Origin of the sequence: Bradyrhizobium sp. U531 (genome assembly GCF_051710265.1) — a bacterium.
In the GTDB taxonomy this organism is placed as follows: domain Bacteria; phylum Pseudomonadota; class Alphaproteobacteria; order Rhizobiales; family Xanthobacteraceae; genus Bradyrhizobium.
The window spans coordinates 62,533-76,044 of sequence record NZ_JASVEN010000010.1 but is presented as its reverse complement, the minus strand read 5'-3'; the positions used below and the strand labels follow the sequence as shown (position 1 = coordinate 76,044).

Genomic DNA, 13,512 nt, shown 5'->3' with positions numbered 1-13,512 from the left:
GAATGATGACAGCAGTCGATTAGTTGCCGGGAAAAGGTGATTGCATACTCCTTGAGCAGTCCTGCACTATAAAGCCGCTTGCCTGTGCATCGGCCTTGGCCGCAAATTTCCCTAATCGGATGCGTGACCGCGCATCTCCTCGAGCACGTCGGCCCGGCAGACCACGATCTGCGACCGCTTGGTCAAGACGATTCCCTTTTCCTGCATGCGCTTCAGGCTGATCGTCACCCATTGCCTGGTCGCGCCGACCATGTGCGCGATGTCGGCGTGGGTGAATGCGGCGGCGATGACGCGGCCATCGGCATCCTCGACGCCGTAGAGCTCGACGAGATGCAAGAGCAGATGCGCAAGGCGCTGGGTGATCGAGCGCGTCCCCAGCATCTGCGCCAGAGCCGAATAGCATTTGCCCTTGAACGTCAGGCCTTCGATCAAGCCGATCGCGAGATTCGGGATCTCCGCGGCAAGGGACCGCAACTCCTTGCCGGGCAGATGCACCACGCTGCAATTGCTGGACGCAACGCCGGACCATTGGTGCACGGTGCCCTCGAACACTTCGGGTCCGCCGACGAAATTGCCGACATGCCAATAGGCGAGCGTGATCTCGCGCCCCAGCGGCGAGGTGTAGAACACACGGATGCGGCCGCTCTCGATCAGCCAGATACCGTCATGCTTGCCGCCCTGGCTGAACAGCGTCTGGCCGCGGTTCAACACCTTGCGGCGGCCCTGCTTCAGCACCAACTCCCGCTCGCGCGGTGAGAGCTTGTCCATCAGCGGTGGTGGACCGCCGATCCATTGCTGGTTCTCGGTGAGCAGCAGCGAGGAACTGCCCGCAGGCCGGACTGTCGGGGGAGCTGCCCCGCGAACCACATTCGCCGCCTGCAACATCGTCTGCCTCCGGAACGTTAAAACGTTCTAAAGAGGAGCAATGTCCGTGCCAGATGAACGTCCTGCGTCATTCCGGGATGCGCGCAAAGCGCGCAGGCCCGGAATCCATAACCACAAGCGGAGGTTATGGATTCCGGGCTCGCCCTTCGGGCGCCCCGGAATGACGAGCTGTGGGTGAGTGCGGCCTACCGCCCCGCCAGGCTCAGCAGATACGGCTTCGGGTAAATCCCCCTGTTATGCCCGTCCGAGAACGCGATGTTCAGCCCGTAACCGAGATCGCCGATCTCGGTGATCGCGATCCCCGGAAATGCTTCCGGGAAGCGGCCGTCGAAGCGGGCGCGGGTGCAGTGGGCGCATTTGCAGGAGAGGCGGAGTGCTTCGGCAGGGACGCTCAACGCGTCGTCCTGCGTGGTGCGGACCAGAAGCGCGGCGAGATCGGCGCTGGCTTCATAGTCGGCAACGGTCGGTGCCACCAATGCAGTCATGGTCATGACGAACCTCCGGCCCCCATCTATGTCGGCGCACGACCGTACGGATAGCAACTAATTGCCGGCGTGGACGCGTTGCTCCGATTGTCGCGGCCTCGCCTTCGACCACCGCCCGCGAAATGTGAAACTAATCGACCAGGAAATTCACTTCCGAATTGCCGGACTCTTCTCGCTCCGTGACCTTGGCGCCATCGACAAGGAGAGATGATGAGCGCATTTCAGAAGGAAACGGTTTTGTCGGTCCGGCACTGGACCGACTCCCTGTTCAGCTTCACCGCGACGCGCGATCCCGGCTTTCGCTTCCAGAACGGCCAGTTCGCGATGATCGGGCTCGAGGTCGAGGGCAAGCCCTTGATGCGGGCCTACAGCATGGCCAGCGCCAATCACGAGGAAGCGCTCGAGTTCTTCTCGATCAAGGTGCAGGACGGGCCGCTGACCTCGCGTCTGCAGAAGATCAGGGAAGGCGACGTCATCCTGGTCGGCCGCAAGGCGACCGGCACGCTGATCACCGGCAATCTCATTCCCGGCAAGCGCCTCCTGCTGCTCTCGACCGGCACGGGTCTTGCGCCCTTTGCCAGCCTGATCAAGGACCCCGACGTCTACGAGAATTACGAGACCATCGTGCTCGCCCATGGCTGCCGACAGGTTTCGGAGCTCGTTTATGGCGAGCACCTCGTCGAAGGCCTGCGCAACCACGAGTTCTTCGGACCCCTGATCCGCGACAAGCTCATTTACTACCCGACCGTCACCCGCGAGCCGTTCAGGAATCGCGGCCGCATCACCGACCTGATCGCATCGAACCAGATGTTCGACGACATCGGCCAACCCGGTCTCGATATCGAGACCGATCGCATCATGCTGTGCGGCAGCCCGGCGATGCTCGAGGAACTGCCGGCGATGTTCACAGAGCGGGGCTTCGTCGAAGGCAACCACAGCCGGCCCGGCCATTTCGTGATCGAAAAGGCTTTTGTCGAGCGCTGAGGCCAAATCGCTGCCCGGCGACAACTAATTGCTATCGCCGGACATCCACCTGAACAAGTCTGACGCAAAGGCGCCGGGATCGGCGAACCAGGAGCAAGTGATGTCACTAGATCAGATCGTCGACGGACTTTCGGAGGTTTCCTGCGATGTGCTGGTGATCGGCGGCGGCACGGCCGGCCCGATGGCCGCGCTGAAGGCGAAGCTGAAGAACCCGAAGGCCAACGTCGTCCTGCTCGAAAAGGCCAACGTCAAGCGCTCCGGCGCGATCTCGATGGGCATGGACGGCCTGAACAACGCCGTCATCCCCGGCTATGCGACGCCGGAGCAGTACACCAAGGAAATCACCATCGCCAATGACGGCATCGTCGATCAGAAGGCGGTCTATAAATACGCCCAAAACTGCTACAAGATCATCGAGGAGCTCGACAGCTTCGGCATTCGCTTCCTCAAGAACGAGAACGGCGACTATGCCGTCAAGAAGGTGCATCACATCGGCACCTATGTGCTGCCGATGCCGAACGGTGAGACGGTGAAGAAGGCGCTGTATCGCCAGCTTCGCCGCGCCCGCATCCTGATCTCGAACCGCTACATGGCGACGCGGCTGCTGAAATCCGCTGATGGCCGCATCGCAGGCGCAGTCAGCGTCAACACCCGCACGGCCGAGATGCTGGTGATCAAGGCCAAGGCCGTGATCCTCTGCATGGGCGCTGCCGGCCGCCTGGGCTTGCCGACCTCCGGCTATATGTTCGGCACCTACGAGAACGCCGCCAATTCCGGCGACGGCTATGCGATGGCCTATCACGCCGGCGCCGCGCTCGCGAACCTCGAATGCTACCAGATCAACCCGCTGATCAAGGATTACAACGGCCCGGCCTGCGCCTATGTCGCTGGCCCCTTCGGCGCCTTCACCGCGAACAACGAAGGTTCCCGCTTCATCGAATGCGATTACTGGTCCGGCCAGATGATGCTGGAGTTCTACAACGAGCTGCTGTCAGGCAAGGGCCCGGTGTTTCTTCAGCTCAAGCATCTTCATCCCGACACCATCTCCGAGATCGAATCCACGCTGCACAAGGTGGAGCGCCCGACGCGCGGCTTGTTCCAGCAGGGACGCGGTGTCGATTACCGCAACGACTCGATTGAGATGCACATCTCCGAGATTGGCTTCTGCTCCGGACACAGCGCCTCCGGCGTGTTCGTGGACGACAACGCGCGGACCACCGTGCCCGGCCTTTACGCCGCCGGCGACATGGCGAGCGTGCCGCATAATTACATGCTGGGCGCCTTTACCAACGGCTCGGTCGCCGGCATCGACGCGATGGAGTTCGCCGACAACCACGACTTCGCGGAGTTCGATGCGCGGGACGTGGCCAAGGAACGCGACCGCGTGATGGCGCCGACCAAACGCGAGGACGGTATTCCGCCAAACCAGGTCGAGTACAAGACGCGCCGCCTCGTCAACGACTATCTCCAGCCGCCGAAGGTCACGCGCAAATACGAGCTCGGCATGCGCCGTCTCGCCGAAACGCGGCAGGACATGCAGAAGCACATGATTGCGCGCAACGCGCACGAGCTGCTGCGCGCGCTCGAAGTTCAGTCGATCATGGACTGCGCCGACATGGCGGTGCATGCCTCGCTCTACCGCGAGGAGAGTCGCTGGGGCCTCTATCACTGGCGCACGGACTTCCCGGAAAAGGACAACGAGAACTGGTTCTGCCACACGCTGCTGTCCAAGCAGGACGGCAAGATGACCAGCGAGAAGCGCGCCGTCGAGCCCTATGTCGTCCCGATCGCCGACGACGAGAAGGATCTCTACGACAAGCAGCGTATCCGCGCCTCCGCCTGAACCATCGCAACAGAACAACAGGAGACATCACATGCCTCTCGCGTCCTATCAGACATCGGTTCCGGTGGTCGTCGACGACGCCAAATGCATCGCCGACAAGGGTTGCACCGTCTGCGTCGACGTCTGCCCGCTCGACGTCTTGCGTATCAGCGACATGACCAACAAGGCCTACATGGCCTATGACGAGTGCTGGTACTGCATGCCCTGCGAAGCCGATTGCCCGACCGGCGCCGTCACCGTCAACATTCCCTACCTGTTGAGGTGAGCATGTCGAGCCCGTTCGAATCCTACGACGATCTCGAAGACGCCGACGAGCGGCTTCAGGCCGCCGATCCCGCCGAGCGCCGCGTCGCCATCATCGCGCTCGGCCATTCCGGCGATCCGGCTGCCGTGGCTCATCTCGCCAACATGGTCGCCGACCCCGATGCCGGCGTGCGCCAGCAGGTCGCGATGGCGCTCGGCGAGTTCGACGGGCCGGAGGCGGCGAGCGCGCTGGTCAAGCTGCTGGTCGACCCTGAAAGGATCGTCGCAGCGGCGGCAGCCGACAGCATGGCCGAGTTCAAGGATTCGGCCTGCGCCGAAATCATCCTGCCGCTGGTGAGACATGCTCACGCCTTCGTCCGCATGGGCGCGCTGCGTGCATTGAAGGAGCTACGTTGCAAGGACACGCTGAAGCCGGCGCTGGAAGCGCTCCAGGACGGTGATGCAGCCGTGCGCGTTCAGGCGATCGGCGTGATTGGTTTCCTCAAGCTGGAGGAGTCCATTCCCGCGCTGACCGCGCTGATCAACGATCCCGATGCCCACGTCCGTCGTGCCGCGGTGAGCGCACTGGCGTTCTCCCAGATGAAGCCGGCGGCTGAGACGATCACGCGGGCGCTGAAGGATTCCGACTGGATGGTCCGCGAGATGGCGGCGGAGACGCTCGGCCTCAACGTCAACGGCTCACTCGCGGCCGATCAACTGGTCGCCTGTCTTGCCGACGAGTTCTGGCAGGTCCGGCTGAAGGCGATCCGCAGCCTCGGCAAAATGAAGATCGAGCGCGCCGTGCGTCCGATCGGCAATTGCGTCAACCACGACCAGGCGAATTTGCGGAAGGAAGCGGCTGCGGCACTCGGCGAGATCGCTCATCCCGATGGCGAGGCGTTCCTTGCCGTCATCGCCGATGATGCCGACCCCGACGTGCGCAAGAACGCGCGTTGGGCGCTGCAGCAGATCGCGGCGCGCAAGGCGCGCGCAGGCGCATAGAGGCGCGAGCCGGGGGCATAACAGCAGGGCCTCCTGCCGCTCTGGACTTCCCCCGCCAGACGTTTATTGGTCTTCGCCAATGGGATCGGCCGCCAAGACAATGGCCGATCCGAGAACAGCGAGGACGCGACCATGACGACTTTGACGGTGAAGGACCTTCTCCCCGAGGATGGAACGAAGGGGACCCTGGTCGGCCGCGTCTGGCTGCCGCAGGTGAATGGTCCGGCCGTCGTCGCCGTGCGCGGTGATGGCGTCTTCGACGTCACGGCGAAGTTTCCGACCGTCAGCGCGCTGTGCGAGGAAGACAATCCGGCGAAGGCGCTGAGCGCGACCAAAGGCGAGCGCATCGGCGATCTCGAAGCCATCGTTGCCAACACCGCGCCTGACAGCCGCGACGCCGGGAAGCCCTGGCTGCTGGCGCCGGTCGATCTCCAGACGCTGAAGGCCGCCGGTGTCACCTTCGCGATCTCGATGCTGGAACGCGTCATCGAAGAACGCGCCAAGGGCAATCCGGCTTCGGCTGAAGCGATCCGTAAGGAAGTGACGCGGCTGATCGGCGACGATCTGTCGAAGCTCAAGCCGGGCTCGGACCAGGCCATGCATCTGAAGCAGGTGCTGATCGACCAGAACGCCTGGAGCCAATATCTCGAGGTCGGCATTGGCCCTGACGCCGAGGTCTTCACCAAGGCGCCGACCATGTCGTCGGTCGGCACCGGCATGGATGCGGGCCTGCATCCGAAGTCGACCTGGAACAATCCGGAGCCGGAGCTCGTGCTTTTCGTCTCCAGTCGCGGCAAGATCGTCGGTGGCGCGCTCGGCAACGATGTCAACCTGCGCGACTTCGAGGGCCGCTCGGCGCTGTTGCTGTCGAAGGCCAAGGACAACAACGCGTCCTGCTCGATCGGCCCGCTGCTGCGGCTGTTCGACGACAGCTTCACACTCGATGACGCGAGAAAACTCGATATCAGCCTGAACGTGACGGGCGCCGATGGATTCGTGCTCGACGGCCATTCGTCGATCAGCAAGATCAGCCGCGATCCGACCGATCTGGTGGAGCAAACCATCGGCAAAGTCCATCAATACCCCGATGGATTCGTGCTGTTTCTCGGCACCATGTTCGCCCCAGTGAAGGATCGCGACGCGCCGGGGCAGGGCTTCACCCACAAGCGCGACGACATCGTCACGATCGCAGCGCCCGAGCTCGGCAAGCTCGTCAACCGCATGCGTACCAGCGACGAGTGCGAGCCCTGGACCTTCGGCATCGGCGCGCTGATGAAGAACCTGGCGCAGCGGAAGCTGATCTAACCTCTTCGCCTCTCCCCGCGTGCGGGGAGAGGCCGACACGCGAAGCGCGGCGGATGAGGGAGTCCTTCGCGAGTCGGTTCAGTCGACATAGCCAACGCTCCATCCACGTCATTGCGAGCGCAGCGAAGCAATCCAGAGTCTTTCCGCGGAGGGATTCTGGATTGCTTCGCTGCGCTCGCAATGACGCGGAGAGAGCTCGCGCGGGCGTTCACCACCGTCGCTGCCGATCGAGTGCTCGCACCCCAAGCCGAAAATTCCCTTCATCTCCCCGTTGCATCGCTGGAACAAAATCGCGCTGAGCGTGTCATAGAACCGCCCGCCGTCGCTCCCTCGCTCTTTCCTTCAAATAGTCAAATAATATGACTAGTCGGAACCCGGCTCCTGTGAAATAGTGCCTTCCGCCGCCTCAAAGGCTGGCCTGAGGGTGCCATGCTACCAATCGGCGCCCCGGATAACATCTTGGGAGACACGCCTGATGACCCTCAAAGCCCTCTTTGCGGCCAGCGCCACGGCCGCGTTGCTGCTCGCGCTGCCGGCCAATGCCGGTCAGCTCACCATCGGCTTCTCGCAGATCGGATCGGAATCCGGCTGGCGCGCAGCCGAGACCTCGGTCTCCAAGCAGGAGGCCAGCAAGCGCCAGGTCAATCTCAAGATCGCCGACGCGCAGCAGAAGCAGGAGAACCAGATCAAGGCGATCCGCTCCTTCATCGCGCAGAACGTCGATGCGATTTTCCTCGCGCCGGTGGTCTCGACCGGCTGGGACTCGGTGCTGAAGGAAGCCAAGGAGGCCAAGATTCCGGTCGTGCTGCTCGACCGCGATATCGATCCTTCCGGCAAGGAGCTCTATCTCACCGCGGTGACCTCCGACAGCGTGCACGAAGGCGCGGTGGCGGGCGACTGGCTGGCCAAGACCGTCGGGACGAAGGCCTGCAACATCGTCGAATTGCAGGGCACGGTCGGCGCCAGCGTTGCCGCAAACCGCAAGAAGGGTTTTGACACCGCGATTGCCAAGCATGCCAACCTGAAAGTGGTGCGCAGCCAGACCGGCGACTTCACCCGCGCCAAGGGCAAGGAAGTGATGGAAAGCTTCATCAAAGCCGAAGGCGGCGGCAAGAACATCTGTGCGGTCTATGCCCATAATGACGACATGATGGTCGGCGCGATCCAGGCGATGAAGGAAGCCGGCCTCAAGCCGGGCAAGGACATCCTCACGGTCTCGATCGACGCGGTCCCCGACATCTTCAAGGCGATGGTTGCGGGCGAGGCAAATGCGACGGTCGAGCTGACGCCGAACATGGCGGGCCCGGCCTTCGATGTCGTCGCGGCCTTCAAGGAGAAGGGCACCGTTCCGCCAAAATGGATCCAGACTGAATCCAGGCTGCTCACCGCCGCCGACAATCCGCAGAAGGAATACGACAGCAAGAAGGGCCTCGGTTACTGAGGCGGTACATTGCCGGACCGCATCTTGTGGTCCGGCAACCCCTTCGAATCCACTGCGCGAACGAATAGGCTGGGTGTCCGCATCGCAAGCGGGCCGCCGGTGGGAGTGAATTTGCCATGGAGAACAGCCGCGATCCTGCTGCCCCCCTGTTGGAAGTGCGCGGGATCAGCAAGAGCTTCGGCGCCGTGCGTGCGTTGCAGGAGGTCGACTTCACGCTGCGCGCCGGCGAGATCCATGCGCTGCTCGGCGAGAACGGCGCCGGCAAGTCCACGCTGATCAAGGTCGTCACCGGCGTATTCCCGCGCGATGCCGGCATTGTCAGGATCTGCGGCGAGGAGATCGCGCCGCGCTCGGCCAAGGCCGCACTGGCGGCGGGCATCGCCACTGTCTATCAGGAAGTCAATCTGCTGCCGAACCTCTCGGTGGCGCAAAACCTGTTCCTCGACCGCCAGCCGATGCGCTTCGGCATCGTGCGCGAAGGCGAGATGCGCCGCCGCGCCAAGGCGCTGCTGGCGGATTTCGGCCTCGACATCGACGTTGCCGCGCCGCTCGGCAGCTATTCGGTCGCCATCCAGCATGTCACCGCGATCGCCCGCGCGGTCGATCTCTCGGCGCGGGTGCTGATCCTGGACGAGCCGACCGCGAGCCTCGATCGCCACGAGGTCGAGATCCTGTTCGGCATCATGCGGCAGCTCGCCAAGCGCGGCATCGGCATCGTCTTCGTCAGCCATTTCCTCGATCAGGTCTACGAGATCTCCGATCGCATCACCGTCTTGCGCAACGGCCGCCTGGTCGGCGAGCGTGAGACTGCTTCGCTGCCGCGGCTCGAGCTGATCCGGCTGATGCTCGGCCGCGAGTTGGCAGAGACCACCAGCGCGCGGGCGACTGCGAGCGAACACAAGGTGCGCGACGTCTGCGCAAGTTTCGAGAATTTCGGCAAGGCCGGCTACCTCGCGCCGTTCAATCTCGAGCTGCGCCATGGCGAGGTCGTGGGCCTTGCCGGCCTTCTCGGCTCGGGCCGGACCGAAACGGCGCGGCTGGTGTTCGGCGCCGAGCGCGCCGATCGCGGGCAGGCAAGGGTGGAGGGCGCGCCCGTCCGCCTTCAGTCTCCGCGCGACGGTGTCCGTCATGGCTTCGGCTATTGCCCGGAAGAGCGCAAGACCGAGGGCATCGTCGCCGAGCTCACCGTGCGCGAGAACATCGTGCTGGCGCTTCAGGCCAAGCGCGGGCTGCTTCGGCCGCTGTCGCGCCGCGAGCAGGACGAGATTGCGCGCCGCTACGTCAAGATGCTCGACATCCGCCCCTCCGATCCCGAGCGTCCCGTCGGTCTGCTCTCCGGTGGCAACCAGCAGAAGGTGCTGCTGGCGCGCTGGCTTGCGACCTCGCCGCGGCTCCTCGTGCTGGACGAGCCGACGCGCGGCATCGACGTCGGCGCCCATGCCGAGATCATCCGCCTGATCCGCGAACTCTGCGACGATGGTCTTTCGCTGCTGGTAATCTCTTCCGAGCTCGACGAGATCGTGACCTATTCGGACCGCGTCGTGGTGCTGCGGGACCGCGCCCATGTCGAGGAGCTCGCGGGCGAGGCGGTGGACGTCGGCAACATCCTGGCGGCCATTGCCGCCGATGCCGCGGCCGTCGCGCTTGAGGCCCACACATGACCGCGCTGTTGCCGCGCCGCGGCCTTGCCCAGATCCTCGCGCTGATCGTGATCCTCGCGGTCGACCGTGTGGTGTCGCCGCAATTCTTCGACCTGCGCCTCCAGGACGGCCGTCTGTTCGGCAGCCTGATCGACGTGCTCAATCGCGGCACGCCGGTGGCGCTGCTTTCGCTCGGCATGGTGCTGGTGATCGCGACGCGCGGCATCGATCTGTCGGTCGGCGCGGTGATGGCCATCTGCGGTGCGATCGCCGCAAGCCTCGCCGACAGCCACAGCCTTCCGGTCGTGCTGGCGGCCGCGCTCGGGGCGGGTCTTGTCTGCGGACTCTGGAACGGCTTCCTCGTGGCCGTGCTCGGCATGCAGCCGATCGTAGCGACGTTGATCCTGATGGTGGCGGGCCGCGGCATCGCTCAGCTCATCACCGAAGGGCGTATCGTGACATTCTCCTCGCCGGATCTGGTCTGGCTCGGCAATGGCTCCGTGCTCGGCCTGCCGGTGCCGGTCGTGATCGCCCTGGGCATGCTGATCCTCACAGCCGCGGTGGTGCGCGGCTCGGCGCTCGGGCTTCTGATCGAGGCGACCGGCGGCAACGCCCGGGCGAGCGAGCTCGCCGGCGTCGGCACCCGTGCGATGATCCTTGCGGTCTATGTCTGGTGCGGCGTCTGTGCCGCGCTTGCCGGCGTGATCGCGGCGGCCGACATCATGGGCGCGGACGCCAACAATGCCGGCCTATGGCTCGAGCTCGATGCGATCCTGGCCGTGGTGATCGGCGGCACCTCGCTGTTCGGCGGTCGCTTCAGTCTGGTGCTCGCGGTGCTGGGCGCGCTGATCATCCAGACCATGAATACCGGCATCCTGCTGTCCGGCTATCCGCCGGAGTTCAACCTGTTGGTCAAGGCGGTGGTGGTGCTTGCGGTGCTGCTGCTGCAATCGCCGAAACTAGCCGGCCTTGGCGGGATTGCCGCGCGGCTGCGGGGGTCGAAACCATGAAAGGCCTGCCGCCCGTCCTCATCACCGCCATCGTGCTCGTCCTTGGCTTCGCCGCATGCGCCGTGCAGTTCCCCAACATCGCCTCGACGCGCGTGGTCGGCAATCTCCTCACCGACAATGCCTTCCTCGGTATCGTTGCGGTCGGAATGACCTTTGTCATCATCTCCGGCGGCATCGATCTCTCGGTCGGCTCCGTGATCGGCTTCACGACCGTCTTCGTCGCGCTTGCGATCGAGCGTTGGGGCGTGCCGCCGCTCGTCGCCTTCGTCGCTATCCTCGCGCTCTCAGCGGGCTTTGGCGCGGCGATGGGCGCGGTGATCCATGTCTTCGATCTGCCGCCGTTCATCGTGACGCTGGCCGGCATGTTCCTGGCGCGCGGCGCGAGCTTCCTGCTCTCCACCGAGTCGGTGCCGATCACGGCGCCGATCTATTCGACGGTCTCCGACTTCGCGCTTCGGATGCCCGGCGGCGGGCGGCTGACCTCGATTGCGATCATCATGCTCCTGATCGTCATCGGCGGCGCCCTGCTGCTGCATCTCACGAGATTCGGTGCCAATGTCTATGCGCTCGGCGGCAGCCGGGCGACCGCGAGCCTGATGGGCGTTGCGGTCGGCAAGATGACGGTAAAGATCTACATGCTGTCGAGCCTGCTCGCGGGGATCGCCGGGATCGTCTTCTCCTTTTACACCAGCGCCGGCTACTCGCTCTCCGCCGTCGGCGTCGAGCTCGACAGCATCGCCGCCGTCGTGATCGGCGGCACGCTGCTGACGGGCGGGCAGGGCTCGGTGATCGGCACCTTCCTCGGTGTGCTGATCCAGGGCATGATCCAGACCTACATCAATTTCGACGGCACGTTGTCGAGCTGGTGGACCAAGATCGCGACCGGCGTGTTGCTGTTCGCCTTCATAGCACTTCAGCAGGCCCTGGTCGCGCTCGCGCGGCGGCCGGTGACGAAACGCGCAGGAGCCGTCTCATGACCTCGCGCATCGTCGTCATTCCGACGCGGCGGGCTCACTCCAACCATGCGGAGGTCGCCCGCTCGATCGGCGTCGACATCATCGCCGGCCGCTATGCGGAAGGCACGCGCCTGCCTGGCGATGCCGAGATGATCGCGATGTTCGGCGTGTCGCGGCCGGTGCTGCGGGAGAGCGTCAAGACCCTGGTGGCCAAGGGCCTGCTCACCACCAAGGCGCGGGTCGGCACCGTCGTGCGCGAACGCGCGGCCTGGAACATGTTCGATGCCGACGTGCTGGCCTGGCACCTCGATGCCGGCATCGACAAGCGTTTCCTCAACGATCTCGCCGAGATCCGTCTTGCGGTCGAGCCGCGTGCGGCCGCGCTCGCGGCGAAGCAGCGGTCGGAAGAGGATCTCGCCGAGCTTCGGCGCAGCATGGAGCGCATGCGGCTCGAAGCGTCCGATTCCGTCGGCTTTGCCGATGCCGACCTCGCGCTTCATGTGGCCGTGGCGCGCGCCTCGGGTAACCTCTTCATGCGCTCGATCGGCCACGTCATCGAGGCTGCTCTGCGGGCCTCGTTCCTGCTCAGCGCCCCCGTGGAGTCGGAGGACCGCGACACCGTGCTGCTCTGGCACCAGAACATCGTCGATGCGATCGCGGCGGGCAATGCGGAGGCCGCATCGGAAGCAATGGTCTTCGTCATTCACAACGGCATGCACCGCCATGAAGGCACGGTCATCGAGACCGCATCAGTCGAGGCGCTGCCATCCGCGGACCCTGGAGAAAGATCGTGACGGAACTTCGCATCGCCATTGTAGGCTTCGGCAAGATCGCGCGTGACCAGCATGTCGGCGCGATCGCCGCCGTGGAGGGCGCGACGCTGACGGCGATCGCCAGCCGCAATGCCTCGCTGCCGGGACTGCCGCATTTCGCCACCGTCGAGGAGCTGCTGGAGAAGGGCCCGCCGATCGATGCGGTCTCGCTCTGCACGCCGCCACAGGTGAGGCGCGCGCAGGCCGCCGCCGCGCTCGCGGCCGGCAAGCATGTCATGCTGGAGAAGCCGCCGGGCACCGGCGTTGCCGAACTCGATCCGCTGATCGCGATGGCGGCGAAGGCCAAGCGAACGCTGTTCGCGACCTGGCATTCGCGCCATGCGCCGGCGGTCGAGCCCGCGCGACAATGGCTCAGCGAGCGTCGCATCAAGTCGGTGCACATCAACTGGAAGGAAGACGTTCGCGTCTGGCATCCAGGGCAGGGCTGGATCTGGGAGCCGGGCGGCCTCGGCGTGTTCGATCCCGGCATCAACGCGCTGTCGATCCTGACCAGGATCCTGCCCAAGCCCGTGTTCGTCACCGCGGCCGAGATGGCCTTCCCCTCCAATTGCCAGGCACCGATCGCGGCGAACCTGACACTGGCCGACATCGACGGCCTGCCCGTGACCGCCGAATTCGACTTCCGCCAGACCGGGCCGCAGAGCTGGGATATCCTGGTCGAGACCGATCGGGGCCGGCTGACGCTCTCCGGCGGCGGCCGGCGCATGGCGATCGATGGCAACATTGTTGCCGAGGCGCCCGATGAAGAATATCGGGAGCTTTACCGGCGCTTCGTCAAGCTTGCGGCGACCGGCGCAAGCGACGTCGATCTGGCGCCGCTCCGTCTCGTCGCCGATGCCTTCCTGCTCGGCCGGCGCACCGTCGTCGAACCGTTTGTGGATTAGA

13 protein-coding genes are annotated in these 13,512 nt (G+C 64.7%); 11 read left to right on the top strand and 2 right to left on the bottom strand.

From position 1 onward, the window contains the following. Positions 1-111: 111 nt before the first annotated feature. Positions 112-885, bottom strand: a complete 774-nt coding sequence (locus QRQ56_RS32455; RefSeq protein WP_438745471.1) for a Crp/Fnr family transcriptional regulator — start codon at positions 883-885, stop codon at positions 112-114. A gap of 185 nt (positions 886-1,070) precedes the next feature. Continuing rightward, positions 1,071-1,376: a gamma-butyrobetaine hydroxylase-like domain-containing protein gene (locus QRQ56_RS32450; RefSeq protein WP_438745469.1), complete on the bottom strand. Its 306-nt coding sequence runs from the start codon at positions 1,374-1,376 to the stop codon at positions 1,071-1,073. Between the two features lie 204 nt (positions 1,377-1,580). On the opposite strand from QRQ56_RS32450, the gene QRQ56_RS32445 reads away from it, so the two are divergent. The 11 genes from QRQ56_RS32445 to QRQ56_RS32395 all read left to right on the top strand — a co-directional run bounded on the left by QRQ56_RS32445 (position 1,581) and on the right by QRQ56_RS32395 (position 13,511). Then, on the top strand, positions 1,581-2,354 hold the full coding sequence (locus QRQ56_RS32445; protein ID WP_438745468.1) for a ferredoxin--NADP reductase: 774 nt from the start codon (positions 1,581-1,583) through the stop codon (positions 2,352-2,354). A gap of 100 nt (positions 2,355-2,454) precedes the next feature. After that, a complete protein-coding gene (locus QRQ56_RS32440) occupies positions 2,455-4,197 on the top strand; it encodes a fumarate reductase/succinate dehydrogenase flavoprotein subunit (RefSeq protein WP_438745467.1) in 1,743 nt (580 codons plus the stop codon). A 31-nt stretch (positions 4,198-4,228) separates the two neighbouring features. Beyond that, positions 4,229-4,462, top strand: coding sequence for a 4Fe-4S dicluster domain-containing protein (locus QRQ56_RS32435; protein ID WP_007593252.1), 234 nt, complete (start codon positions 4,229-4,231; stop codon positions 4,460-4,462). 2 nt (positions 4,463-4,464) lie between these two features. Continuing rightward, positions 4,465-5,442, top strand: coding sequence for a HEAT repeat domain-containing protein (locus tag QRQ56_RS32430; protein WP_438745466.1), 978 nt, complete (start codon positions 4,465-4,467; stop codon positions 5,440-5,442). A gap of 132 nt (positions 5,443-5,574) precedes the next feature. After that, entirely contained in the window at positions 5,575-6,747 is a 1,173-nt protein-coding gene (locus QRQ56_RS32425; protein ID WP_438745465.1) for a fumarylacetoacetate hydrolase family protein, read from the top strand. A 475-nt stretch (positions 6,748-7,222) separates the two neighbouring features. Next, the gene (gene ytfQ, locus QRQ56_RS32420) at positions 7,223-8,188 is read left to right on the top strand and encodes a galactofuranose ABC transporter, galactofuranose-binding protein YtfQ (RefSeq protein ID WP_438745464.1); all 966 of its coding nucleotides are present in this window, start codon (positions 7,223-7,225) and stop codon (positions 8,186-8,188) included. A gap of 116 nt (positions 8,189-8,304) precedes the next feature. Beyond that, positions 8,305-9,849, top strand: a complete 1,545-nt coding sequence (locus QRQ56_RS32415) for a sugar ABC transporter ATP-binding protein (protein ID WP_438745463.1) — start codon at positions 8,305-8,307, stop codon at positions 9,847-9,849. Further along, complete coding sequence (locus tag QRQ56_RS32410) at positions 9,846-10,838, top strand: ABC transporter permease (protein WP_438745462.1); 993 nt, start codon at positions 9,846-9,848, stop codon at positions 10,836-10,838. Before QRQ56_RS32415 ends, QRQ56_RS32410 begins: the two co-directional genes overlap by 4 nt. After that, positions 10,835-11,815, top strand: coding sequence for a galactofuranose ABC transporter, permease protein YjfF (yjfF, locus tag QRQ56_RS32405; RefSeq protein ID WP_438745461.1), 981 nt, complete (start codon positions 10,835-10,837; stop codon positions 11,813-11,815). Before QRQ56_RS32410 ends, yjfF begins: the two co-directional genes overlap by 4 nt. Continuing rightward, complete coding sequence (locus tag QRQ56_RS32400; RefSeq protein WP_438745460.1) at positions 11,812-12,588, top strand: FadR/GntR family transcriptional regulator; 777 nt, start codon at positions 11,812-11,814, stop codon at positions 12,586-12,588. Before yjfF ends, QRQ56_RS32400 begins: the two co-directional genes overlap by 4 nt. Further along, positions 12,585-13,511 carry a Gfo/Idh/MocA family protein gene (locus QRQ56_RS32395; RefSeq protein WP_438745459.1) on the top strand — a complete coding sequence of 309 codons (927 nt, stop codon included), beginning with the start codon at positions 12,585-12,587 and terminating at the stop codon, positions 13,509-13,511. Before QRQ56_RS32400 ends, QRQ56_RS32395 begins: the two co-directional genes overlap by 4 nt. Position 13,512: the final 1 nt, after the last annotated feature.